Annotated in this window: 24 protein-coding genes and 1 pseudogene; 8 read left to right on the forward strand and 17 right to left on the reverse strand. The window is 72.1% G+C overall.

The genetic code is table 11. The features are described from left to right. Positions 1–67 precede the first annotated feature (67 nt). From ACFY3U_RS04630 to ACFY3U_RS04645, 4 genes are read left to right on the forward strand one after another with little or no spacing between them, the layout of a single operon-like run. Complete coding sequence (locus tag ACFY3U_RS04630; RefSeq protein ID WP_387194827.1) at positions 68–1,828, forward strand: replication initiator; 1,761 nt, start codon at positions 68–70, stop codon at positions 1,826–1,828. Continuing rightward, a complete protein-coding gene (locus ACFY3U_RS04635) occupies positions 1,828–2,010 on the forward strand; it encodes a helix-turn-helix domain-containing protein (RefSeq protein ID WP_387194830.1) in 183 nt (60 codons plus the stop codon). The genes ACFY3U_RS04630 and ACFY3U_RS04635 overlap by 1 nt, the downstream gene beginning before the upstream one ends. Continuing rightward, on the forward strand, positions 2,010–3,197 hold the full coding sequence (locus tag ACFY3U_RS04640) for a tyrosine-type recombinase/integrase (RefSeq protein WP_387194833.1): 1,188 nt from the start codon (positions 2,010–2,012) through the stop codon (positions 3,195–3,197). The genes ACFY3U_RS04635 and ACFY3U_RS04640 overlap by 1 nt, the downstream gene beginning before the upstream one ends. 21 nt (positions 3,198–3,218) lie before the next feature. Beyond that, complete coding sequence (locus ACFY3U_RS04645; protein ID WP_387194837.1) at positions 3,219–3,995, forward strand: DUF6082 family protein; 777 nt, start codon at positions 3,219–3,221, stop codon at positions 3,993–3,995. Between the two features lie 702 nt (positions 3,996–4,697). On the opposite strand, the gene ACFY3U_RS04650 is transcribed toward ACFY3U_RS04645, so the two are convergent. From ACFY3U_RS04650 to ACFY3U_RS04710, 13 genes and pseudogenes are all read right to left on the reverse strand, one after another. Continuing rightward, complete coding sequence (locus ACFY3U_RS04650; protein WP_387194840.1) at positions 4,698–5,051, reverse strand: hypothetical protein; 354 nt, start codon at positions 5,049–5,051, stop codon at positions 4,698–4,700. Positions 5,052–5,122: 71 nt separating this feature from the next. After that, a complete protein-coding gene (locus tag ACFY3U_RS04655; RefSeq protein ID WP_387194842.1) occupies positions 5,123–5,680 on the reverse strand; it encodes a hypothetical protein in 558 nt (185 codons plus the stop codon). A gap of 213 nt (positions 5,681–5,893) precedes the next feature. Next, positions 5,894–7,216, reverse strand: coding sequence for a LysR family transcriptional regulator (locus ACFY3U_RS04660; RefSeq protein ID WP_387194845.1), 1,323 nt, complete (start codon positions 7,214–7,216; stop codon positions 5,894–5,896). Between the two features lie 72 nt (positions 7,217–7,288). After that, positions 7,289–7,405: pseudogene (locus ACFY3U_RS04665) on the reverse strand (SRPBCC domain-containing protein); the annotation flags it as partial. Beyond that, positions 7,402–7,743: an ArsR/SmtB family transcription factor gene (locus ACFY3U_RS04670; RefSeq protein WP_387194848.1), complete on the reverse strand. Its 342-nt coding sequence runs from the start codon at positions 7,741–7,743 to the stop codon at positions 7,402–7,404. The gene ACFY3U_RS04670 and the pseudogene ACFY3U_RS04665, both read right to left, overlap by 4 nt. A 174-nt stretch (positions 7,744–7,917) precedes the next feature. Beyond that, a complete protein-coding gene (locus ACFY3U_RS04675) occupies positions 7,918–8,490 on the reverse strand; it encodes a hypothetical protein (RefSeq protein WP_387194851.1) in 573 nt (190 codons plus the stop codon). Positions 8,491–8,637: 147 nt separating this feature from the next. After that, positions 8,638–9,165, reverse strand: a complete 528-nt coding sequence (locus ACFY3U_RS04680; protein WP_387194854.1) for a YceI family protein — start codon at positions 9,163–9,165, stop codon at positions 8,638–8,640. Between the two features lie 264 nt (positions 9,166–9,429). Then, a complete protein-coding gene (locus ACFY3U_RS04685) occupies positions 9,430–9,888 on the reverse strand; it encodes a DUF6069 family protein (RefSeq protein ID WP_387194857.1) in 459 nt (152 codons plus the stop codon). Continuing rightward, positions 9,881–10,348: an SRPBCC domain-containing protein gene (locus ACFY3U_RS04690; protein WP_387194860.1), complete on the reverse strand. Its 468-nt coding sequence runs from the start codon at positions 10,346–10,348 to the stop codon at positions 9,881–9,883. Before ACFY3U_RS04690 ends, ACFY3U_RS04685 begins: the two co-directional genes overlap by 8 nt. After that, a complete protein-coding gene (locus tag ACFY3U_RS04695) occupies positions 10,345–10,686 on the reverse strand; it encodes an ArsR/SmtB family transcription factor (RefSeq protein ID WP_387194863.1) in 342 nt (113 codons plus the stop codon). The genes ACFY3U_RS04690 and ACFY3U_RS04695 overlap by 4 nt, the downstream gene beginning before the upstream one ends. Positions 10,687–10,936: 250 nt before the next feature. Continuing rightward, the gene (locus tag ACFY3U_RS04700) at positions 10,937–12,049 is read right to left on the reverse strand and encodes an acyltransferase family protein (protein WP_387194866.1); all 1,113 of its coding nucleotides are present in this window, start codon (positions 12,047–12,049) and stop codon (positions 10,937–10,939) included. Between the two features lie 238 nt (positions 12,050–12,287). Continuing rightward, the gene (locus ACFY3U_RS04705) at positions 12,288–12,791 is read right to left on the reverse strand and encodes an NUDIX domain-containing protein (protein ID WP_387194869.1); all 504 of its coding nucleotides are present in this window, start codon (positions 12,789–12,791) and stop codon (positions 12,288–12,290) included. A 293-nt stretch (positions 12,792–13,084) separates the two neighbouring features. Then, entirely contained in the window at positions 13,085–14,392 is a 1,308-nt protein-coding gene (locus tag ACFY3U_RS04710) for a hypothetical protein (RefSeq protein WP_387194872.1), read from the reverse strand. Between the two features lie 72 nt (positions 14,393–14,464). Here ACFY3U_RS04710 and ACFY3U_RS04715 point away from each other — a divergent pair, with 72 nt between their 5' ends. Together ACFY3U_RS04715 and npdG are read left to right on the forward strand one after the other, a co-directional pair. Next, positions 14,465–16,006 (forward strand): RNB domain-containing ribonuclease, encoded by a 1,542-nt coding sequence (locus tag ACFY3U_RS04715; RefSeq protein ID WP_387194875.1) that lies wholly within the window; start codon positions 14,465–14,467, stop codon positions 16,004–16,006. A gap of 155 nt (positions 16,007–16,161) precedes the next feature. Beyond that, the gene (gene npdG, locus ACFY3U_RS04720) at positions 16,162–16,860 is read left to right on the forward strand and encodes an NADPH-dependent F420 reductase (RefSeq protein WP_387194878.1); all 699 of its coding nucleotides are present in this window, start codon (positions 16,162–16,164) and stop codon (positions 16,858–16,860) included. Between the two features lie 368 nt (positions 16,861–17,228). Here the strand turns inward: npdG and ACFY3U_RS04725 are convergent, their stop codons facing one another. Further along, positions 17,229–18,479: a DUF222 domain-containing protein gene (locus ACFY3U_RS04725; protein ID WP_387194881.1), complete on the reverse strand. Its 1,251-nt coding sequence runs from the start codon at positions 18,477–18,479 to the stop codon at positions 17,229–17,231. A gap of 68 nt (positions 18,480–18,547) precedes the next feature. Here ACFY3U_RS04725 and ACFY3U_RS04730 point away from each other — a divergent pair, with 68 nt between their 5' ends. Further along, a complete protein-coding gene (locus tag ACFY3U_RS04730) occupies positions 18,548–18,991 on the forward strand; it encodes a VOC family protein (RefSeq protein ID WP_387194884.1) in 444 nt (147 codons plus the stop codon). A gap of 75 nt (positions 18,992–19,066) precedes the next feature. Here the strand turns inward: ACFY3U_RS04730 and panB are convergent, their stop codons facing one another. Continuing rightward, positions 19,067–19,912: a 3-methyl-2-oxobutanoate hydroxymethyltransferase gene (gene panB, locus ACFY3U_RS04735; protein WP_387194887.1), complete on the reverse strand. Its 846-nt coding sequence runs from the start codon at positions 19,910–19,912 to the stop codon at positions 19,067–19,069. A gap of 117 nt (positions 19,913–20,029) precedes the next feature. After that, positions 20,030–21,790 carry an NAD+ synthase gene (locus tag ACFY3U_RS04740; protein WP_387194890.1) on the reverse strand — a complete coding sequence of 587 codons (1,761 nt, stop codon included), beginning with the start codon at positions 21,788–21,790 and terminating at the stop codon, positions 20,030–20,032. A 234-nt stretch (positions 21,791–22,024) separates the two neighbouring features. Between ACFY3U_RS04740 and glnA the strand changes: the two genes are divergently transcribed. Further along, positions 22,025–23,374: a type I glutamate--ammonia ligase gene (gene glnA, locus ACFY3U_RS04745; RefSeq protein ID WP_387194893.1), complete on the forward strand. Its 1,350-nt coding sequence runs from the start codon at positions 22,025–22,027 to the stop codon at positions 23,372–23,374. A gap of 12 nt (positions 23,375–23,386) precedes the next feature. Here the strand turns inward: glnA and ACFY3U_RS04750 are convergent, their stop codons facing one another. Further along, positions 23,387–24,226, reverse strand: a complete 840-nt coding sequence (locus ACFY3U_RS04750; protein ID WP_387194896.1) for a class I SAM-dependent methyltransferase — start codon at positions 24,224–24,226, stop codon at positions 23,387–23,389. Positions 24,227–24,399 lie beyond the last annotated feature (173 nt).

Genomic DNA, 24,399 nt, shown 5'->3' on the forward strand with positions numbered 1-24,399 from the left:
AGCCCGGACAGTACCGGCGAACCCGCACCCCGGACTACCGCATTCGACCCGCCCTGGAGGTGGGCCGGTGACGGCTCCGACCCTGCCCGGCTTCGCTCCTGCCGCCCCGACCTCGGCTGCTCCTCGACCGGGGTCGCGGGCGGCCCGCATGGCACTCCCTCGCTCGGTCGACGTGCTCAAGGAGATCGCCGCCGAGTACGGCGTCTGCGCGCGTCCCCTTGCCATGCGCCGCACCGACCTCGACACCGGCCTGACCGAGATCATCGACCTGCCCTGCGGCGCGACCCGCGAGGACAAGTGCGGCCCCTGCGCCAAGAAGAACCGCCGGCTACGCCAAGCCCAGATCCGCGAAGGCTGGCACCGCGACGACGAACCCCTACCCGGCCCCGAGCCCGCGACTGAGGCGCAGAAGTCCCTGATCCTCTTCCGCGCACACCTGGAGTTTTCCCGCGACGAGGCGATCCGCGCCGCCCAGTGGGACCAGGTCACCGACCTCGACGAGGCAATCCGCGAGGTAGAGGAAGCCATCGCCACCGAGGGCCTGCGCGGGCGCGTCGGCCCACCCCACGTCGATGTCGACGAGGACCAAGACGACGAGCCCGGCCGCCGGCGCAAGCGCTCCACCAAACGGCGCCAGGACGCACCCGACCTACCCCGCCGCAAGGTCGAGCGCCGCACCGTCGGCAAGACCTACACCTCCCGGGACGGCTCGACCTTCCGACCTTCGATGTGGCTCACGCTCACCCTCGACTCCTACGGCCCGGTCCGCCCCGACGGCACCCCGGTCAACCCCGACCGGTACGACTACCGCCGCGCCGCTTGGGACGCCGTTCACTTCCCGCGGCTGCTCGACCGCTTCTGGCAGAACCTGCGCCGCTGCGAGGGCTGGAACGTTCAGTACGCCGGCTGCGTCGAGCCGCAACGCCGCCTCGCCCCACACGCCCACTTCGCCATCCGCGGCACCATCCCCCGGGACGTGCTCCGCACCGTGGCGGCGGCGACCTACCACCAGGTGTGGTGGCCGGCGGTCGACGTCCAGCGGTACACCCTCGACCGGCTGCCCGTCTGGGACGAGCAGGCGGCGGCGTGGGTCGACCCCGACACCCGGGAGCCGCTGACCACCTGGACGGAAGCCCTCGACGCCATCGACGACGACCCGGACGCCGAACCCGTGCACGTCGTCCGCTTCGGCACCCAGGTCGACGCCCGCGGCGTCATGCCCGGCACCGAGGACGCCGAACGCACCATCCGGTACGTCACGAAATACATCACCAAGCACACCGGCGACTGCCACAAGGCGACCACCGACCGCCAGCGCAAGCACCTCGACCGGCTCTGGCACCAACTCCAACTGACCCCCTGCACCGACCGGTGCGCCAACTGGCTGCTCTACGGCGTCCAGCCCAAGAAGGCACACGCCAAGCTCAAGCCCGGCCGCTGCAAGGGCAAGGTCCACCAACGCGACACCCTCGGCATCGGCGGCCGGCGCATCCTCATCTCCCGCGACTGGTCCGGCAAGACCCTCGCCGACCACAAACACGACGTACGCGCCTGGGTCCGCGCCCTCCTCGGCGTCACCACCGACAGCACCACCGCCGCGCACCTCGTCGACGACCAGGCCGACACCACCGAACGGGTCCGGCACGCCTGGGAACTCGCCCGACCCGACGACCCCGACGTGGGCCCGATGTCCCACCGACTCATGCGCTCGATCAGCGAACGCGCCCGCTGGCGGTCCGAACTCCTCGCCGCCAAGGACCGGGCCGCCCAGCCATCGGCGGACGGATCGACGACGCGAACAGACGGCATGACGGGGGAGGGACTGTGATGGCGGCGAACAATGAACTCTGGACCATCCGGGACGTGGCGGCGTACCTGCGGGTGCCAACCGAGACCCTGTACCGCTGGCGCAAGGTCAAGTACGGTCCGCCGGCGGCTCGGGTCGGTCGGCACCTGCGCTACGAGCCGGAAGCGGTCCGGGCGTGGTTCCGTGACCAGGCGGCTGCCTGATGGGGCACGTTGAAGATCGCTGGTACAAGGTGATCCGGCACCCCGGCGGCCGGAAGGAACGGATCAAGTCGGATCTGTTCGGCAAAGGAATGCGCTACCGGGTGCGGTACATCGGCCCGGACGGCCGGGAACGCAGCCAGTCCTTCCCCGACCGGGCCAAGCGCGACGCGGACGCCTTCCTCGTCTCAACAGAGACGGACAAGCTCCGAGGTTCCTACGTCGACCCTTCCGCCGGTCGGATCACCTTCGCCGAGTACGCCGAGAGCTGGTTGCGGACCCGAGCATTCGACGAGTCAACCCGGGAGAGCACCGAGTTCCGGGTACGGAAGCACCTGCTGCCGTTCTTCGGCTCTCGGCAGCTGGCCTCGATCAAGCCGGGTCACGTACGAGAGTGGGACGCCGCGATGGCCGGAAAGCTGGCGCCGGCGACCCGGGCCGTCATCTTTGCTCACCTGCGGACCATCCTCGGCGCGGCCGTCGACGACGAGCGCATCGCAAAGAACCCGTGTTCGGCTGCCTCGGTCAAGGCGCCCCGGCCGGTGCAACGTCGCGTCGTTCCCTGGCGGGCCGACGAGGTTTCGGCAATCCGCGGTTGCCTGGCTGAGCGGTACCGCCCGATGGTCGACCTGGGCGCCGGCTGCGGGCTGCGGCAGGGTGAGATCTTCGGGATCGGTGTCGATGACATCGACTTCGCCTCGGGATGGGTCCACGTCGTTCGGCAAGTCAAGGTGGTCCGCTCCCGGTTGGTCTTCGGCCTGCCCAAGAACGACCGGGACCGCCGCGTACCGCTGCCCGACTCGGTTGCACAGTCACTCAAGGAACACGCTAAGAAGTACGACCCGCTCTCGATCACCCTGCCGTGGGAGGACCCGTTCAGCGACGAGCGAGTGACCGTGCCGCTGCTCTTCACCACCACCCAGCGGGGTGCGATCAAGCGAGCCACCTTCGACGACAAGAACTGGCGCCCGGCGGTGAGGGCGGCCGGCATCGTCCCGACCCGGGCGACCGGGATGCACGCGCTTCGCCACTTCTACGCCTCGGCGCTGCTCGACGCGGGGGAGAGCATCAAGGCCCTCGCTTCGTACCTCGGGCACTCCGACCCCGGCTTCACGCTTCGGGTCTACACCCACCTGATGCCGGCCAGCGAGGAACGCACCCGGCGCGCAATCGACGATCTGTTCACCTAGCCCGGTCTGGAGGGCGCCAAGGTGAGTCTTGCGACGGCTTGCTACCTGTCAGGTATGCATCGTTGGTCATCGAAGTGGCTGATCATCACTGGGGCTGCGTTGGGCTTCATCGTGGCCGTCCTGCTGTCGCCGTTGCTGATGCGGGTTCTGCTTCGCTTCAGCGACGAGTGGGGCGAGCTTAGCGATGTTGGGCAGGCGTACGGTGGTGTCTCGGCGATCTTGTCCGCAGCGGCTCTCTGTGGCATTACGGCATCCCTGATCCTTCAGTACAGAGATCACCGCTCATCGCTGCTCTACAACGTATCGCAGCGGCATTTCGAGCTTGTGCGCTTCACCCTAGAGAATCCCGTCTATTCGCGCAGCTGGGGGGAGGACGGTACCGAAGAAGGGTACGGGCTCCGTAGCTTCTGCAATTTGCTGACCACTCATTGGCTGGTGCTTTGGAGGGTCGGCGAGATCGATGATGAGACTCTTCGTGGCATCGCCAAAGGATTCTTTCGCAGCGATGTATCGCGACGATACTGGGCTGAAGTGGGGCCAGGTTGGATCAAGCGCCCGAGCCGTCGCGATAGGCGGTTCATGGTGATTTTGACGGAGGAGCTTGAGCGGGCGCGGGCCAGCAGGCTTCTTCCGCCCACCACTACACCGAGCCGTGCGTCCGGCAGTCCTCGCCCCGAGAATCCCGCGCCCCCGACTGGGCCGGCTATTCCCCTCCTTGCTGGCATGGCAGGAGGTGTGGCGGCGGCGATCTTCCTGAGGGCGAGTCACCGCGACCGGCGGCGTGACCGCCCATCATGAAGGGCCTCAGCGACGCCAAGACGGCCTGGCGACGGCCTATAGCGGCCTTCGCCAGGCTCCGCTCCTGGTCAACGGGGGTGCGATGATCTTAATCCGGCGTACAGGTCGACTCGTCCGTCGCCCACCAGCTCAGAGCCGCGATCAAGGCTCCGGGTCGCCTTACTCCCAGACCGTGAAACTGACCTCTGGAACGCACATTGTCACGGCGTAGCGCTCACGGCGTAGCGCTTCTCACTCTCGTCAGGCGCCGGACCGGATGGCACGGCCTTACCGAAGGACGACGACCTGGCGAGCTGCCGCTCGGGGCCCTGCGGATCACAAGCTGGTGAAGGAGTCGCTCGACGTCCACCCGTCCCCACCCGCGCAGAGAGCACTCTCGCGCGCCTACCAACGTGATGACGTGGGTGATTCGGCAGCGATCCGGCCGCCACGAATCGTTCGCGTCATCACGTTTGTAGGCGCTGGGCGCGTCGTCCTTGCCGCGGCGACGCGGTTCAGCGCTCGCGTGGGCGAAGGTGCCGCTGCCGTGACCCGTCACGCTTGAGCATCCACCATGCAGCCTCCGCGCGGTGGCCTCGACCGGCTCGTGGGTCACGCTGAACCGCTCGGCTGATCAACGAACGCACCGCACCGTCGTGCCGACACCGAACCCACGCGGGGACGGGCGCGGCCGACCGGCCGTGCCCGCCCCCGTCGCACCGGTCAGTACGGGTAGATGACGAACCTGTTCAGGTAGGCGCAGTTGAAGTCGTTGGCCGCGACCTGGGACACGTACCAGCCGTCCGGCACGGGGCTCGCCGCGCACATGCTCATGCCGGGGTAGATCTCGTTCGTGATCTGCCACCGGTTCAGGTAGCCGCAGCTCGGGTCGTTGGAGCGGCCCACGGTCGCGACCCATCCGGCGGGAATCGAGCCGACCGCACAGATGGAGGTCGTCGCGGCCTGGGCCGGGCTGCCGATCGCCAGGGACGCGCCCACTCCGGCCACCGTGACGGTCAGGGCCACCGCGCCGTTCCGGGCCGTCGTCGCCCACGTTCTGAAGCGTCTTCTGTCCATTGACTACTGCCTTTCTCGCGTGCGTGAAGCGGGTTGTGCGGAATGGGATTCCGCCGGAGGTCGAACCTCACTCAGAGTCGTCGAATGACGTACCGATTGAGGTATGCGCAGTTCGGGTCGTTGGCCAGCACCTGCGTGACGACCCAGCCGCCGGGGACGTCAGACGCCGCGCACATGGAGATGCCGTCGTAGAGGCCGGAGGTGATCTGGTAGCGGTTGAGGTTCGCGCAGTTCGGGTCGTTGGAGCGGGCGCCGGTGGCGATCCAGCCGCCGGGAATGCCGGTCGCCGCGCAGACGGAGATGCCGTCGTAGAGACCGGTCCTGACCTGGTAGCGGTTGCTGTATCCGCAGGTGGCGTCGTTGGCGACGCCGCCGGTGGCGTACCAGCCACCGGGGATGCCCCACAGGCTGCAGATGGGGATGCCCTCGTAGAGGTCGTTGGTGATGGCCAGCCGGTGGTAGCCGTTGCACTGGTTGATCCCGACGCCGGTGACCACGTAGCCGGCCGGCACCCCGGCGTTGGCGCAGACGACAGTCGAGTCGGCGCGGGCGGGTTCCGGGTTGCCGGCGACGGTGCCGACAAGGGTCAGGCCGAGCACGGCCAGGGCGGTGAGTGCGTGCCGCAGCATTGTTCCCATCCGGCGGGGAACGCGTTGTTGCATACGTCTTACCTCCAGTTCGCGGGCCACTTCGGAGCGTGAATAATTGCACGTCGAGCATTGACGACGAACGCTCAACGAGATCGGACGCTAGCAAACATAGGTGAATCGCGCGATGCGAGGATCCAGCTTTCCCGCTCCGGAAAAGCCATTCCGCCGATGCTAAGACAATCTTGGCTGCGGCTATGTGTTGTTGGAGATCAGCGGCGTCCCGGCGGTCAGTTGTGCATCGCACGCCGCCTGGGCCCGGTAGAGGTGGTGCAGCAGCAGGAAGCCCCGTACCGTCGGTTCCGGCCGGCCCTCGGCGGACCGCTCCAGCAGCGCGCCGCCCACCTGGCGCTCCAGCCGGTGGACGCGTCGCTGCACGGTGCTCGGCGAGCAACCCAGCCGGGTGGCGGCCTGCGGGGCCGAGCCGGTGCGCAGCATCTCGAATGCGGCCTGGAGGTCGTTCCAGTCGACGTCGTCGTGCACCGGGTCGGGGTCGTCGTTCTGGTCCGAGCTGATCGTCGCACTGCTGATCACCTCGGCGTGGTGCGCGTCCAACCAGGACCGGAAGGCGGGCACGGACCAGGCGCGGGAGAGGTACCAGCCGATGAGGACGCCGCAGAACCGGTCGGCGAGGGCGACGGGAAGCCGCTCGGGATTCCAGGCCACCACCAGGTCCAGGCTGGGCAGGCCGGTCACCGGGCGGACCACCACCTCGTCGTCGGTGCGGGCGACCGGCACGCACAGCGTGATCGCGTGCCCGCCCGCCACCAGGTCCCGGATGCTGCGGGTGCGGTCGGTCCGGTAGGCGATCCGCGGCGTGAAGCCGTGGCCCCGGCACGCCTCGACCAGGAGTTGCTCGACCGCCGGGTCGTTGCTGGTCAGCCACGGCTCGTGGCGGAGTTCGGCGAGCGTCAGCACCGGGTTCGCGGCGAGGGGATGCCGGGTGCTCATCGCCAGCCGCAGCGGATCGCGAACGGCCACGTGCCGCCGCACCGAGGCGGCGACCGGCGCGTGGTGCTGCGTGTGCACCCCGAGGAAGATGTCGAGGGCGCCCTGCGCCAGGTCGGCCATCGCCAGTTCCGGCCGGAGTTCGGCCCCGTGCCACCGGCTCGCCGGCCAGCGCTGCGAGAACCACCGCACCAGCTCGCCGAGCGAGGTCACGTAGGTGGCGAACGCGCACTCCGGCGGGCCGGCGACCGGGGGATCGGTGGCGGTCCGCAGCGGGCCCCGCATGCGCCGCGCGGCCTCCGCCAGCATGTGACCGGCGGCGGTGACCTGCACCCCGCTGCCGGTGCGGTCGAACAGGTCGGTGCCGGCGAGTTGTTCGGCGGCGTTCACCCGTCGGCTCAGCGCCGGCTGCGAGACCCGCAACAGCTCGGCGGCCCGGGTCATGCTGGGCGTCGCGCTCACCACGCCGATGGTGTGCAACATTCCCCACGGCAGCGCGGACGCCGGGTGGGTGGCGGGGGTGACCGGCCCGCACCGCGCCACGGCACCACCGGCCACCGGCAACGACATGCGCGCAGCCTAGGCGACCGCTCGGCGTCCCGCCGCGCAGGACCACCGGGATGGCGCGGCGGCCGGGCGGGCGGGCTGCTCGTCGAGGATGCTGAACCAGATCTTCTGCTGCTCGGCGTCCGTGTACGCGTCGAAGACCTCGGCCGGCGTCGCGGGCAGTTGCCGGGTCATCCGCATGTCGATCGTCATGAGTCGGGTTCCTTCCGGGAGCGCAGGGTGAGGTAGGCGTCGAGGCCGTCGAGGCGACGGGTCCAGAGCCGTTGGTAGAAGCCGATCCAGGCCAGCACGTCGTCGAGCGGCGCGGTCCGCAGGCGACAATGACGGGACCGGCCGACCTTCTCGGTGACGACGAGTCCGGCCTCTTCGAGCACCTGGACGTGCTTCTTCATGCCGGTGAGGCTCATTCCGACGGGCTCGGCGAGCTCGCCGATGGTGGCCGGGCCGTCGCCGAGCCGGATCAGGATGCCGCGTCGGGTCGGGTCGGCCAGCGACGCGAACACCCGGTCGAGCACCTGTTGATGAACCATGTGGTTCACCTTGCAAAACTGAACCTTCAGGTTCAACGTTCGTCGGGGTGTCGGCCGCGGCGAGGACGGTCACGGCCGGGCGGCGGAACGGAGGACGCCGCCGGCGGGGCCCACCGGCGCGGTGCCCGAACCCGGCATGGGCAGCGACGCACGGGGACATGGTGGGCTTGCTCGTCAAGTGCCGGCGGCCACCGCGGGTCGCCGTGCCGGTCCGGGGTGCGACGAGAAGGAGGCGGTGGACCCGTCGGTCAGTTGCGCGCGGACGGCGACGTTGTGGGCGCGCGCCAGTTCCGCCAACTCGGCACCGGTGCGGCCGAGCCAGCGGGCGGCGAGGGTGCCGGCGTGGTCGCAGGTGTCGGCGTGGACCACGACCAGGGCGGCTCCGGGGGAGGGGTCGCCGCGCCCGCCGGGGCGGTGCGACGCGGGGCGGGTGGCCGTTGCGATCGCTCCGTCGCGCAGGTGCCAGGTGGGGGAGGCGGGGATGCTGGTCGGTATCGCCCAGGCGGTGCCGTGCGGTGCGGGGCCGCGCACGCGGGCGTAGTCGCCGACGCGGACCATGACGCCCGTCGCCTCCTGCGGTGTCAGGTCGGTGATGAGCAGATCCGCCGCGTGCGCACCGGCCGCGATGGTCGACGACGCCCGCCTCGGCAGCCGGGACCGGGCCAGCTCGACCGCCCGCTCGACGGCGTGCGGTGCCGCGTCGAGTGCGATCACGGTGATGGTGAGCTGCCCGGTCTCCGTCGTCACGTCGATGCGCGGAATCCGCAGGGCGGGCCGGAGCGGTGTCCGGGTCGCCGGTACGACCGGTGACCACGGTTGCCGGTGCTGGGGAGTGCGGGGTGAGCTGGGGCCATGGGGTCTCCGTCGGCGGATGGGAAGCGGCCGGGGTGGGTGTCAGTCGGGCAGCAGTTGCAGAGTGAGGATGAGCTCCGCGCGCTGGCGCACCGGGCCGTGGTAGCGCGGGCGCAGGTCGTAGTCGTTCAGGTTCAGGTCGCCGCGCAGGCGCACGGTGTTCCGGCGCGCACCGAGGCAGCGGGCGGCCAGGGTGACGACGCCGTGGATGCCGCGCAGCCCGATCACCGCGGTGACCGTCCGCCGATCGCCGGCCTGACCGGCGTCGATGCTGCTGATCAGGATCCGGGGATGGTTCGTGACGTCGAGGTTGGGCGAGTCGAGCAGGTGGGCGGTGAAGCTGCTGCTGTCGGTGCGCAGCGTCGTGGCGTCGATGATCAGGTGGCCGCGGGTGTCACTCGACCTGTCGGCGATGAAGATCTCCCCGTCCATCATGGTCATCGTTGCCCCGATGCCGCCCAGGTGTAGGGCCCGGGTGAAGACGATGCGGGCCTCACTCGTCGAGGGGTCGATCCGGTAGCGGCCGTTGCGCAGGTAGGGGCGGTTGTCGCCGGACAGGTCGGCGGTCATGGCGGACTCCTCTGTTCAGGGGTGCGGATCCGGCTGGCGCTCGGCGGCCGGGGGCGGGCGGCGACGGCCAGCGGATGGCCCGCCGCTGGGCGGGGGGCGATCCTCAACTGCAGCGCCTTGAAGTAGGACAACGCACAGGGGCGTCGTACCCCGGCCGGCCTGAAGGCTGGCTCGGTCGTCCCCGCCGCCGGCCTCGCGGCGCGGGCAGGCCGTCGGGCCGCCGGTTGCCACCCCGGGTGGTCCGCCGGCGGCCCCGACGCCCGGTCAGCTCGCCGGCCGGGCCGCGTCGACCTCGTGTGGACCCCGGAGCGCCGCGCCACGGAGCGCCGCCGACCGCCGGCCGATGGCGACCACCGCGACGATGATGATCGGCGCCAGCGCCAGGTGGCAGAGCGCGAGGGTCGTCGTGCTCGCTCGGTCGAAGTCGGCGGGCAGGGTCATCGCGGCGATCGTGCCGACCGCCAGCACCGGGCCGACGACCAGGGCGGCCCGTACGGTCCACGGGGCGCGTGGTGCCAGCAGCGCGACGGCGGCGAGCGCGATCAGCAGCGGTACGGCGCTGAAGCCCGCGACGGTGATCGCGTCGACCTCGGCCGGCCCGCCGGCCGAGGTGAAGCGGAATGTGCCGCCGGCCGCCCGGCCGAGCTCGTACAGGACGAGATTGGTGACCACGGCGGCGGCGCCGGCCAGGGCGACGATCGTCCAGCGGGAGGGCCTACGCATCAGCGGGCTCCGCACCGTACCGGCGGGTCAGGTAGGTCTCGATCCGGGCGAAGGCGCCGGTCCACACCTCGCCGACGAAGAAGTCACGGACCTCGGGTGCCGGGAAGCCGCTCTGCACGACGGTCATCAGGGTGCCGCCGTCGTTCTCCTCGAACGTCAGCTCGATGCGGGTCGTCATGGTCATGCCGTCCGGGCTGGACCCGGTGGACTCGGTGACCAGCCGGTGCGGACGGTCGATCTCGACGAACGTCTGTGTCTCCCGGAACAGCATGTCGGGGCTGGGCCCCCACACCGCCGTCTGCTGCCCACCGACCCGCAGGTCGACCTCGATCTCGACGATGCCGGGCTGCTCGTCGAGGATGCTGAACCAGATCTTCTGCTGCTCGGCGTCCGTGTACGCGTCGAAGACCTCGGCCGGCGTCGCGGGCAGTTGCCGGGTCATCCGCATGTCGATCGTCACGTGTCGTGTTCCTTCCGGGAGCGCAACGTGAGGTAGGCGTCGAGGCCGTCGAGGCGACGGGTCCAGAGCCGTTGGTAGAAGCCGATCCAGGCCAGCACGTCGTCGAGCGGCGCGGTCACCAGCCGGCAGTGCCGTGCTCGGCCGACCTTCTCCGTGACGACGAGTCCGGCCTCCTCGAGCACCTGGACGTGCTTCTTCATGCCGGTGAGGCTCATCCCGGCCGGCTCGGCGAGCTCGCCGATGGTGGCCGGGCCGTCGCCGAGCCGGAGCAGGATGCCGCGCCGGGTCGGGTCGGCCAGCGACGCGAACACCCGGTCGAGCACCTGTTGATGAACCATGTGGTTCACCTTATAAAACTGAACCTTCAGGTTCAACGTTTGTCGAAGATCCGGTCTCGGCGAGGACGGCTACGTCCGCGCGGCGGATCGGCTACACCCCCCGGCGGGGCCTACCGGCAGGGCGGCCGGCAAGGTTTGCCGGAACCCGGTGCCGTGCCGTGCCGCCACCGCCGCCGCCGCGCATTCCCGGTACGCCTCGTCGGCGGCGGCAACCACTCCGGCGTCCAGGATCCGGCGTGCAGGTCCCTGATCAGTTGCCGCGGTGCCGCCCGCCCGCGGATCCTGTCGCCCAGGCTCTGACCGGTCCCGGGTTCGGGTCGGTCTCCCTCGCGGCCACGGACCGTGGATCCCCCGCCGGAGTGGCACTCTTCAGCAGCCAGCCGATCGGGGGGCTGACCAGGGGACGTGACGCCCGTACCACCGGTCGGCTGGCGGTGATCCAGACCAGCGCGATCGCCGCGGCGGTGAGCGCCAGGAAGGTAGGGATGTCGTCGACCCGCTCTGGCAGTGACGACCAGGTGAAGGCCAGAACGACGAACCCGTGCAGCAGGTACGGGTACATCGAATTGGCCCCCCACCCGGTGAGGACCGTCGAGTGGCGGGGCGCGAGCATCATGATCGCCCAGGCCATCGCGAACCCGGCAGCCATCAGTCCGAGCCGGATCAGCACGCCCTGCGTGGTGTCCACTCCGGCCCGCTGGTACGGGTTGTTCCAGTACACCCATAGGCTGGAAAGGCGCGACGCGACCAGATAGGCGATCGGAGCGGCGGTCACGAACACCGCGACCGCGGCCAGCCGAACGCCGCGGGACGGGTGGTAGGAGAGCCCGCCGCGACCGATCCAGACGCCGAACACGAAGAAGGGCAGCAGCGCCGCCGTGCGGTCCAGCGACAGGGGGTGACCGAGCACGGTGGCGACTCCGGCGGCGAGCGAGACCCCGATCGCGATGACGATCGCACCGCGGATCTGCGCGATGAACGGAGCGAGTATCCGCCAGATGAGCAGGGCGGGCAGGAACCACAGGTGGAAGATCGGCGACAGGACCTCGTTCACCGTCCAGGGCATCGGCTTGCCCAGCAGGGTGTGGAAGCTCATGTAGAGCAACTGGAAGGCCAGGTAAGGCACCACCAGGTCGCGGATCAGCGACGCGGCCCGGCGACCGGTGACGTCGGTGGCCGAGAGCATCCCCGAGAGCATGACGAAGGCCGGCATGTGAAACATGTAGATGAACGTGTACACCGTCCAGCCGCCCGGTGAGTAGCCGACCGTCGGCCGGATCAGGTGGCCGAGCACAACCAGGACGATCAACAGCCCCTTGACGTTGTCGATGTACGGGTTGCGTCCGGCGGGCACGACCGCCACTCCGGCACTCTCGGGACTCGCCTTGACCGTCACCCGACAGAGGATGCTGGCTGGTCGATGCGGGGCCCAGCCGGGGTGACCAAGATTACGAATGTTCCCGGGTGCCGCGCGCCGTCCTGCCCCGGAACGGTCGCCACCACCGCTGAACCTCCCGGAGCGGTTGAGCGCCTACGACGAGGACTCCGACCGGTGGGGCTCGTCGACCTTCTCGGCGGGCCGCTCGGGAGCGCGCGAGGCGTCAGCCGGCGACGGTCAGGTCGTCCCAGGACATGCCGGCCGGTAGGTACCAGGCGGCCTCGTCCGGCGCGAGCGCCCGCGCGATGACCAGCCGGGCGTGCGCGTCCAGCGGCGGCAGGGCCGCCGGCGGGAACCACTCCACCGCCACCGACTCGTCGTCGTTGACCCGGGCGGTGCCGGCCACCGGCCGGCAGACGAACCCGAGGTTGAGGTACTCGCACCGGTCGCCGTTGGGGTACGTGTGCGGGTGCGCGACCACGCTGGCCAGGCGTACCGGCTCCACCACCAGCCCGGTCTCCTCCTCGACCTCGCGCACCACCGCGGTGGCCGGCTGCTCGCCGGGCTCGACGATCCCGCTCACCACCGACCAGCGGCCGTCGTCGGCCCGCCGGCCGAGCAGCAGCTCACCGGCGTCGTTGCGGACGACCGCGCTGACGCTCGGCAGCCAGAGCAGCTCGGTGGCGATGTGCTTACGCATCCGCCGGATGTACTCGGGTACGGCCATCCGGCGACTGTAACCGCCACCCGTGCCGGCGCAGGGCTCGGCCGACCGGGCCGCCCGCACCAGCCCGGCCGGGGTCGGCTGGGTAGGTACGCGTACCGCCTCCGGTAGTGACCGCGCGGCCGATCCGTCCCACGCCCGGGTGACCTGCGGACATGGATTATCCCGTTTTGCCCCGTCGACCCACAGGCACGTCTACTGTGGATCTCGTCGGCGTCTTTGTCGGTTCCGGTGGCGGCCGGGCTGCGCGCGGTGCACAGTGATCCCATGAACGACAGCGGACGTGGTGCGCACTACTACTGGTGCACGCGACACCACCGGGTCGAGACCGATGCCGACGTGTGCCCTGCCAAGCACGTTCTCGGACCGTACGACTCGGCGGCCGACGCGGAGAACGCCCTGCAGCAGGTGCGGGAGCGTAACGAAGCGTGGGACGCCGAGGACGCCCGTTGGGCCGGGGAGGGCTGACGAACGGCGCGGGACGGCCCGCGTCGAGGAACTCGCGTGCCTCCGGAAGGCGGCCCGCGGGAGCATGTCCCCAAGGAGGGAACCGAGATGGCCGAAGCACGACAGGCCACCACCCGCCCGGCCGGCACCAGGACCGCCGCTTCGGCGCGTACCACGGGCGGGTCCGGCAGCACGGCGGCCGGCCGGGCGGCGACGACCGCCTCGACCGTCCGCAAGGCGTCCACCGGTAGGGCGGCGCCCAACGCGGGCGGCGCCGGATCGGGCCGGGCCCCCGCCACCACGCCCCGGGCGGCCAACAAGGCGGCCGCGAAGAACGTGAAGGCCGCGCGGAAGACGACGGCCACGAGGAACGCGACGCAGACCGCGCCCGCCTCGAAGTCCACCGCCAAGAAGGCCCCGGCGTCGAAGTCCACCGCGAAGAAGGCCCCGGCGAAGAAGACCGTCGCCAAGCGCGCGGCGGCGGCCCCGAAGAGCACCGCGGCCAAGAAGACGACGGGGGCGACGAAGACGACGGCGGCCAAGAAGACCACGGCGGCCAAGAAGACCACGGCGGTGAAGAAGACCACCGCGGCGAAGAAGACCACGGCGGCCAAGCAGTCCCCCGCGGCGAAGAGGTCCACCGCGGCCGTCAGGGCCAGCACCGCGAAGACGGCCGGCCCGGCGAAGACGGCGACGACCGCCCGGAAGACCGCCGCGTCGACGACCGCGCGCCGAAGCGCCGCCGCGACCGGTGGCGCCGCGGCGAAGAAGACCGCCGGCAGCAGGTCGACGGTCGGCGCCCGCAAGGTCACCTCCTCCGGTACGAAGGCCACCGCGTCGGTCCGCGCCACGGCGAAGAAGACCACCGCCGCGAAGTCCACGGCCGCGAAGAAGGCGCCGGCCACGAAGGCCACCGCCCGTACGGCGCCGGCGTCGAAGACCACGGCCAAGCGGGCCCCGGCGAGGAAGGCGACCGCGACCTCCTCGACGGCCAGCCGCACGGCGGCGAAGAAGGCGCCGGCGAAGAAGGCGACCGCCAAGAAGACGGCCGCGAAGAAGACCACCGCCAGGAAGACCACCGCGCGCACGGCGCCGTCCCGTACCGCCGCCCGTACCGCCGGTCCCGCCAGCGCGCGGTCCCGGGCCCGCAAGGCCACCGGCTGACCGTACGCGGAGGGTCGCCGCTTCGCCGGAGGGCGGATCATCCGGACCACTGCCAAGATTGACCCGTGGTCATCCGACGCGTACTGGCACCCCGTATCGACTTCGGCGCGCTGCGCCGCGAGCTGGGCCTCCCCGAGAGCTTCCCGGCCGCGGCGCAGCGCGAGGCGGAGGAGGCGGCGGCCGCGCCGCTGCCCGAGGCCGTCGACCGTACGGACATCCCGTTCGTCACGGTCGACCCGGCGGCCTCGCGCGACCTCGACCAGGCGATGCATCTGGCCCGCCGTCCGGGCGGCGGCTACCGGGTGCGGTACGCGATCGCCGACGTCGCCGCGCACGTACGCCCCGGTGGCCCGTTGGAGGAGGAGACCTGGCGGCGCGGCCAGACGGTCTACCTGCCCGACGGCAACGTGCCCCTGCACCCGCACACCCTCAGCGAGGGCGCGGCCAGCCTGCTGCCGGAAGTCGACCGCGCGGCCGTGGTGTGGACGATCGACCTGGACGGCGACGGCGGCATCGTCGCGGCGGCGCTGGAGCGCGCCCGGGTACGCAGCCGCGCCAAGCTGGACTACGTGGGCGTGCAGGCCGACGCGGACGCCGGCCGGCTGCCCGAGCCGATCGCGCTGCTGCCGGAGATCGGCGCCCTGCTCACCGCCCGCGGCCTGCGCCGCGGCGCGATCAACCTGCCGCTGCCCGAGCAGGACGTGGAGCCGGACGGCGACGGCTGGCGGCTGGTGCTGCGCGGCCCCGTCCCGATGGAGGACCACAACGCGCAGATTTCCCTGCTGACCGGGATGGCCGCCGCCGACATCATGCTGGCCGGGCGGGTGGGCCTGCTGCGGACCATGCCGGCACCGAAGCCGGAGGCGGTGGCCCGGCTGCGCGCGGCGGCCGCCCCGCTGGGCGTGGACTGGCCGGACGGCGAGGGGGTGGGGGAGGTGCTGGCGCGGCTGGACGCCTCGCAGCCCCGCGCCGCCGCGTTCGTCGACCAGGCCGCCGAGCTGATGCGCGGCGCGGGCTACACCGCATTCGACGGCGACCTGCCCGAGCAGCCGGAACACGGCGGGGTCGGGGCCGCGTACGCCCATGTCACGGCGCCGTTGCGCCGGCTGGCCGACCGGTACGCCACGGAGGTCTGCCTCGCCCTGCACGAGGGCCGGCCGGTGCCCGGCTGGGCGCGCGCGGCGCTGCCGAAGCTGCCCGAGGTGATGGCCACGACCGACCGTACGGCCGGCGCCGCCACCCGGGGCGCCGTGGAACTGGCCGAGGCCGTGCTGCTGGAGCACCGGGTGGGGGAGACGTTCTCCGCGGCGGTCCTGGACACGGACGCCCCCGCCAACGGCCAGCACCCCCCGGAGGCGAGCGGTCCGCAACACCCCGACGGCCGCCCGCAGGGCAACGGTCAGCAACGCCCGCAGGGCAACGGCCAGCAACGCCCGCAGGGCAACGGTCAGCAACGTCCGGGGCGGCAGCCGGGTGGGACGGTCGCGCTGGACGACCCACCGGTACGCGCCCGCTGCACCGGTCAGCTGCCGCTCGGCGAGCGGGTCCAGGTCCGCCTGGTGACCGCCGACCCGGAACACCGGCAGGTCCTCTTCGAGCTGGCCTGAGCCACACTGGGCCCGCCCGACCGGGCCGCGTCGGCTGGCCGACGACCGCGCCTCTCCCGGCCGGTCGGGCCGTCTGCATGTCCGGGGCGGTGGCAGGGGGCATTGTCACAGCGCCTCCCGGTGCCGCCGGGCGACCGGTTTGCGAGGATGACTCCATGGCTTACGACGCGAGCACGCTGCCCGACGTGTCCGGGCTGACCATCGGCATCGTCGGCGGCACGGGGGACCAGGGGCGGGGCCTGGCGTACCGGTTCGCCCGTGCCGGGCAGACGGTGCTGATCGGCTCCCGGGACGCCGGCCGTGCCGCGGAGGCGGCCGCCGAGATCGCCGCGCTGCCGGGCGTGCCGGCCGGCGCCGACGTGACCGGCGCGGACAACGCCGAGGTCGCCCGTCGTAGCGACGTGGTGATCGTCGCCGTGCCGTGGGACGGTCACGCCGCCACCGTCGCCGCCCTGGCCGAGCCGCTGGCCGGGAAGATCGTCGTCGACTGCGTCAACCCGCTGGGCTTCGACAAGCAGGGGCCGTACGCCCTGACCGTGCCGGAGGGCAGCGCCGTTCAGCAGGCCGCCGGGCTGCTTCCCGACTCCCGGGTCTGCGCCGCGTTCAACCACGTCAGCGCCCCGCTGCTGGCCGACCCGGAGGTCGACCGGATCGACCTCGACGTGCTCATCTGCACCGAGGACCGGGAATTGGTCGACATCGTGGGCGCCCTCGCCGCCCGGATCCCGGGCATGCGGGGCATCTACGCCGGACGGCTGCGCAACGCGCACCAGATCGAGGCCTTCACCGCCAACCTGATCGCCATCAACAAGCGCTACAAGGCACACGCCGGCATCCGCGTCACCGACCTCTGAACCGGACGCCGCCGGGGCGTGGCGCGGGGGCCGCGCGACCAACCTCGGCATTGGCCGACGCGGAGATCCGGCCGCCGGCATGCTGCGACTGCCGTCGGTCCGTGTTGGAGCAGACCGGTGGCGCCTCCAGCCAGGCCGCACCGCGTGACGTCACCTCTCGCCACGCCACGCCACGCCGCGCACGCCACGTCGCGCCACCCCACGCCAGGTAGCGCCACGCCACGCCACGCCAGGTAGCGCCACGCCACGCCACGTCGCGCAGCATCGCGCCAGGTCGCGCCGCGTCGCTCCGGCCGGGGGTCGGTGCTGGCGAGGGTGGATTGACGGGCGTGCAGGTCCGTGCCCGCGCGTTCCGCTCTGGTGACGGCTCAGATGCGCAGGTGGTACGGGTTGCGGCGGGGCACGCGGGCCGGGTCGAGCCAGGCGGGCGGGAGGAACTCGGGCCGGCCGTCGGCGGCCATCCGCACCCGCCAGTCGCCGTGGTGGACGACGCGATGGTGGTGGCGGCAGAGCAGCACGGCGTTGGCCAGGGCGGTGGCGCCGCCGTCGGCCCAGTGCACCACATGGTGGCCGTCGCACCAGCGCGGCGGGCGGTCACAACCCGGGAACGCGCAGCCCCGGTCGCGCAGCACCAGCGCCCGCCGCAGCGGCCCACCGATCAGCCGCCGCTGCCGGCCGACGTCCAGCACCTGGCCGTCCCCGCCGAGCACCGCCGGAAGGACGGCCGCGTCGCAGGCCAGCCGACGGACCGCGGCGGCGCTCAGGGTCAGGCCGGTGTCGAGGGCGCCCGCGTCGAGCCCGCGGCTGAGCGCGTCGTACCGGACGGTCACCACCAGCTGCGCCGGGTCGCCACCGTGCTCCGGCAGCTCGCCGGTGCGCAGGGCCAGCCGGCACAGGTCACCGAGGGCGTCGTGTCGCCGCTGGCCGGCCGTCCGGTCGTCGTGCCGGCCGGCCGGTGGGCTCAGCGGCCCGAGGGCGGCGGTGAGCAGCGCGCCCGTCTCGGCGTCGAGCACGCCGGTCAGCCGCAGCCGGCCGTCGTGCAGGTCGGCGAGGGTGAGGTGCCGGTCGCGGGCGGCGCGGGCGTCGGCCGCCTCCAGGGCGGCGCGGGCGGTCACGTCGGCGAGCTCGGGCGCCACGTGGTCGAGGATGCGGGAGCCGAGCTTGCGCAGCAGGGCCGGCTCGAACTCGCCGGCCCACCCGATCATCAGCTCCGTCGCCTTCTCCGCCGAGCCCGGTCCGGCCTCAGCCGGGATCGCCGCGACGACATCCGCGATCACGCGGGTCTGCTCGGCGTTCACCGTGCCGGCGGCGAGCGCCGCCCGCAGGACCGGGCACGCCGCGTCGACGGCGGCCGCGTCGGTGACCAGCCGGCGGGCGGCGACGATGGACAGCCGCAGCCGCTCGCGCAGCCAGACCGCGGTGGAGGAGGCGCCGGCGGCGACCGCCGTGCCGCGCCCGTCGAGCTCGCGGACCAGCGCCAGCTTCACCGACGCGAGCTGGCGTTCGAGGGCGTCCACCGCGTCGAGGGCCGCGACCAGCTCCGGCTCGGGCAGCGCCCACGCGGCGGCGTCGGCCACCCAGCCCAGGGTCGCCCGCGCCTCCGCCAGCTCGTCGATCACCGGGCCAGATTAGAACAGGCGTACGACAAGAATCGCCGATGTCGTACGCCTGGCGCAGAGTGAGCGCCATGAATTGGCAACTGGTGATCGACTGTCAGGATCCGGAGCGGCTGGTCGCGTTCTGGGCGGAGGCGCTGCGTTACCGTCCACAGCCGCCACCGGCCGGACACGCGACCTGGCGGGACTGGTATCTCTCGGTCGGCGTCCCGGCCGACGAGTTGGGCGACGGCGACTGTGCGGACCGGCTGGAGGATCCGACGGGCGGAGGTCCGCCGATCTGGTTCCAGCCGGTGCCCGAGGTGAAATCCATCAAGAACCGGCTGCACATCGATATCCGGGTCGGCGGCGGCCGGGCGGTGCCGGTGGCCGAACGCCGGGTGACGGTCGACGCCGAGGTCGGCCGGCTGACCGCGCTCGGCGCCCGGGTGCTGTGGTCGACGGACGACGCCGAGAACGGCTACTACTCGTACCAACTCGCCGACCCGGAGGGGAACGAGTTCTGCGTGGTCTGACCGGCTCGACTCCGCAGCCGGGCAACGCGCGCGGCGGTGCCACCCAGGGCCGGCTCGCACCGCCGCGGCCCTGCGTCAGAAGGTGTGCTCGGCGGTGGGGAACTCGCCGGCGCGGACCTCGTCGGCGAAGCGGCGGGTCGCCTCGGTGAGCGCGCCCGCCAGGTCGGCGTAGCGCTTCACGAAGCGTGGCGCCCGGCCCGTCCGCAGGCCCGCCATGTCCTGCCAGACCAGCACCTGCGCGTCGGTGTCCGGGCCGGCGCCGATGCCGACGGTCGGGATCGGCAGCTCGGCGGTGATCCGCTTGGCCACCTCGCCGGGCACCATCTCCAGCACCACCGCGAAGGCGCCCGCCTCGGCCACCGCCCGGGCGTCGGCGAGCACCTCGTCGGCGGTGTCACCGCGGCCCTGCACGCGGTAGCCGCCGAGGGTGTGCTCGCTCTGCGGGGTGAAGCCGATGTGCGCCATCACCGGGATGCCGGCGCCCACGATCGCGGCGATCTGCTCGGCGCAGCGCCGGCCGCCCTCCAGCTTGACCGCGTGGCAGCCGCCCTCCTTCATGAACCGCACCGCGGTGCGCAGCGCCTGGGTCGGGCCCTCCTCGTACGAGCCGAACGGCAGGTCACCGACGATCAGCGAGTGCTTCGTCGCCCGGACCACGGCCCGGACCAGCGGCAGCAGCTCCTCGGCGGTCACCGGCAGGGTGGTCTCGTAGCCGAAGACGTTGTTGGCCGCCGAGTCGCCGACCAGTAGCACCGGGATGCCGGCGCCGTCGAAGATCGCGGCGGTGTACTGGTCGTACGAGGTGAGCATCGACCAGCGGTCGCCGCGCTCCTTGGCGGCGATCAGGTCGCGGGTGCGGATCCGACGGGTGGCCGGGCCGCCGTAGAGGGCGGTCACCTCGGTCGGGGTGGACTCCACCATGACTGTCTCCTTCCTCGAGGCCGCGAACGCGGTCCCCGGGTTCCACCGCGATCGTCGCACCGGTCGACCGGGTGGCGGCAGGGCGCAGTGCAGGATGTCACTCCGACCGAGGGGACCTCAGCCGTGCTCGCGCCAGCGGTTGGTGATCGGCAGGCGGCGGTCCCGGCCGAACGCCTTCATGGAGATCTTCGTGCCGGGCGCGGACTGCCGGCGCTTGTACTCGGCGGTGTCCACCAGACGGAGCACCCGGTCGACGACCTCCGGGTCGTGACCGGATTCGATCAGCCCGTCCCGGCCCAGGTCGCCGTCGACGTAGCCGATCAGGATCGGGTCGAGCACGTCGTAGTCGGGCAGGCTGTCGCTGTCCAGCTGGCCGGGGCTCAGCTCGGCCGACGGCGGCTTGCCGATCGAGTTCTCCGGGATCGGGGCGGTCTCGCCGCGCCGCGCGGCGTCCGCGTTGCGCCACTTCGCCAGCCGCCAGATCAGCGTCTTCCAGACGTCCTTGACCGGGTTGAAGCCGCCGACCGAGTCGCCGTACAGGGTGGAGTAGCCGACCGCGAGCTCGCTCTTGTTGCCGGTGGTGAGGACCAGGTGCCCCTCCTGGTTCGACAGCGCCATCAGGATCACGCCGCGCACCCGGGCCTGGAGGTTCTCCACCGCCACCCCGGCCAGCGACAGGTTCGCCAGGAAGGTGTCCACCATCGGCTGGATCGGCTCGATCCGGTAGTCCAGACCGGTCCGCTTGGCCAGCTCCTCCGCGTCCGCCCGGGAGTGCTCCGACGAGTGCTGACTGGGCAGCGACACCCCGACCACCCGCTGCGGCCCGAGCGCGTCCACGGCGAGCGCGGCCACCACCGCCGAGTCGATGCCGCCGGAGAGCCCGAGCACCACCGAGGGGAACCGGTTCTTGTTCACGTAGTCACGCAGGCCGAGCACCAGCGCCTGCCACACCTCGGCCTCGTCGGCCACCGGCTCCAGCACGCCGCCGCCGGCCGCCGGGCCCGCCGGCGCGGCCGGCACCACATCGACGGTACGCCGGACCAGGCGCATCCCGTCCGCCAGCTCGGCGACGTCCGGCGCGTCCGTGGTCGCCGCAGCCAGCTCCACGTCGTGCACCAGCAGGTGCTCGACGAACTGCGGCGCCCGGGCCAGCAGCGTGCCGTCCGCCGCGACGATCATCGAGTCGCCCTCGAAGACCAGCTCGTCCTGACCGCCGATCATGTTGACGTACGCGATGGGGGCGCCGGCCTCGGCGGCCCGGCGGCGGACCAGCGGCAGCCGGATGTCGTCCTTGTTCAGCTCGTACGGCGAGGCGTTGATGTTCAGCACCAGCCCCACGCCGGCCTGGCGGGCGACCGCGAACGGCCCGCCGGCCTGCCAGAGGTCCTCGCAGATGGTTAGCGCCACGTCCACCCCGCCGATCCGCACCACGGTCAGCGTGTCGCCCGGCACGAAGTAGCGGTCCTCGTCGAAGACGCCGTAGTTGGGCAGGTGGTGCTTGAAGTAGGTGGCCACGACCGTGCCCCGGTGCAGCAGCGCGGCGGCGTTGCGGGCCCCCCGGCCCGGCTCGGCGTCCCCGCTGACCTGCGGCGGCCCGTCCGCGTCCAGGTAGCCGACCAGGACCGGCAGGTCGCCGTGCCCGTCCGCGGCCAGGTCGGCGGCGAGTTGGTGCAGCGCGGCCTTGGACGCGGCCACGAAGGAGCGGCGGAACACCAGGTCCTCAACCGGGTAGCCGGTCAGCATCAGCTCCGGGAAGAGAGCGAGCTGGGCGCCGGCGTCGGCGGCGCGCCGGGTCCACGAGCGGACCAGCTCGGCGTTGCCGGCGAGGTCGCCGACCGTCGGGTTGACCTGGCAGAGAGCGAGACGCATGGTGGGCATGTCCTCATCTTGCCCCAGTGGCCGGGCGGCAATCGGGCGCCTCGGGGGAGACGGCGGCCACGTCCGCCGCGACCGGCGGGGCGAGGCGGGACACGGCGGGACGGTGGGCGGCGGGTCGCGTAACGTCGGCGTAACGAGGCCCGGGGAGACTGGGCGGTCAGATCGGGTACGGCCCGGTCGAAGGCGTAACACCCGGTCGAAGGCGTAACAAGAGTGTCGCGAGGGGTTGGGGAAGTGGACCGTCAGCAGGAGTTCGTCCTCCGTACGCTGGAAGAGCGGGACATCCGGTTCGTCCGGCTGTGGTTCACCGACGTGCTCGGCACGCTGAAGAGCGTGTCGGTGGCCCCGGCCGAGCTGGAGGCCGCCTTCGAGGAGGGGATCGGCTTCGACGGCTCGGCGATCGAGGGCTTCGCCCGGGTCTTCGAGTCCGACATGGTGGCGATGCCCGACCCGACCACCTTCCAGGTCTTCCCGTTCGAGGGCGGGGTCAGCGGCGAGAGCGCCCGGATGTTCTGCGACATCCTGCTGCCCGACGGCGGCCCGTCCTGGGCCGACCCGCGGCACGTGCTGCGTCGGATGCTGTCCAAGGCGGCGGAGAAGGGCTTCACCTTCTACACCCATCCGGAGATCGAGTTCTTCCTGCTGGAGAACGGCCCGCAGGACGGCTCGGTGCCCGTCCCGGTGGACACCGGCGGCTACTTCGAGCACACCACCCACGCGGTGGCCCGGGACTTCCGCCGCCAGGGCGTGCTCGCGCTGGAGCGGATCGGCATCTCGGTGGAGTTCAGCCACCACGAGGTGGCGCCCGGCCAGCAGGAGATCGACCTGCGCTACGCCGACGCGCTGACCACCGCCGACAACATCATGACCTTCCGGCACGTGGTGAAGGAGGTGGCGCTCTCCACCGGGGTGCAGGCCAGCTTCATGCCGAAGCCCTTCACCGACCAGCCGGGCAGCGGCATGCACACCCACCTGTCGCTGTTCGAGGGCGAGCGCAACGCGTTCCACGACGCCGGCGACCCGATGAAGCTGTCCAAGGTGGCGAAATCCTTCATCGCCGGCCTGCTGACGCACGCCCGGGAGTACACCGCGGTCACCAACCAGTGGGTCAACTCGTACAAGCGGCTCTTCCCGCAGGCGCTGCCGGACCGGATCACCGAGAGCCCGGCGTACGTCTGCTGGGGTCACCTGAACCGGTCCGCGCTGGTCCGCGTCCCGGCGTACGGCAAGCCGAACTCGGCCCGGGTGGAGGTCCGCTCACCGGACTCGGCGGCCAACCCGTACCTGGCCTTCGCGGTGCTGCTCGGCGCCGGGCTCAAGGGCATCGAGGAGGGCTACGAGCTGCCGCCGGGCGCCGAGGACGACGTCTGGTCGCTGACCAGCGCCGAGCGCCGGGCGATGGGGTACGAGGCGCTCCCGGAGAACCTGTCCGAGGCGATCGAGGTGATGGCCGGTTCGGAGCTGGTCGCCGAGGTGCTCGGCGAGCACGTCTTCGACTTCTTCCTGCGTAACAAGCGCGCCGAGTGGGAGCAGTACCGCCGCGAGGTCACCCCGTACGAGCGGCAGCGCTACCTGTCGCTGTAGCTTCGGTCGCGTTCAGCGGGGGCGCTCACCCAGCGTGTAGCGCACCCGCTGGGTGAACCGGATCATCCCGTCGGCGTCGCGCAGCCGACCGGCGAAGTCGGTGGTGGCGGCGCGTACGGTCGCGCGTTCGTCCGGGGGGACGGCGTCCCACATCACCCGCTGGCCGTGCGACATGGAGAACGTGTACCAGTGTTCGGGGTCGGTGAAGACGGCCTCGACGTCGAGCCCGACGGTGCGTACCCGCTGGTAGCCGGCGGCGGTGAGCAGCTCCTCGACGCCGGCGTCGCTGGCGAACGGGCCGGCGGCGCCGCTGGTGCGGGCGTCGAGCAGCTGCGGCGGCAGGTAGGGCCGGAAGAACGCGTCCAGCTGCTCCCAGCGGGGGTCGCGGTCGCCGAGGGTGGCCACACCGAGCCGGGCGCCGGGCACCAGCAGCTCCCGCCAGCCCCGCAGCGCCGCCGTCGGGTCGGGCAGGAAGAACAGCACCAGCGACGAGGCCACCAGGTCGAAACCGGCGGCCGGCAGGTCGGGCGCGGCGGCGTCCGCCAGCCGTACGTCCACCCAGGTCAGGCCGCGCCGGCTCGCCTCGTCCCGGGTGGCCGTCACCATCGCGGGCGCCAGGTCGATGCCGGTCACCGAGCCGGTCGGGCCGACCGCCTCGGCCAGCGGGAGCAGGGCGGCGCCCCGCCCGCAGCCGATGTCGAGGGCGGCTTCGCCGGCGCGCGGGGCGAGCTGCCGGACCAGCCCCTCGGCGATCGGCGTGAACCAGGGCACCCCCACCGTGTCGTACGTGTCGGCGACCCGGTCGAAGAGGGCGGCCACCTGGGCGATGCGGGCCTGTTCCGACGGCTGCATGGGGGCGATTCTCGTCCCGTCCGGCGCGCCAGGCCCAGCCCCGTACGGTCAGACCATCGACGCCGCGCGGTCGGTGCCGCACCGGCCGGGCGCGGGGCTGCCGGCGGTGGTGCCGTCCCGATATCGTCTCGATCACCGCGCCGGCACCCCCGCCGGGCGGATCTGGTCGGGAG

The sequence above is a fragment of the Micromonospora sp. NPDC000089 genome (assembly GCF_042899365.1).
Taxonomy (GTDB): Bacteria; Actinomycetota; Actinomycetes; order Mycobacteriales; family Micromonosporaceae; genus Micromonospora.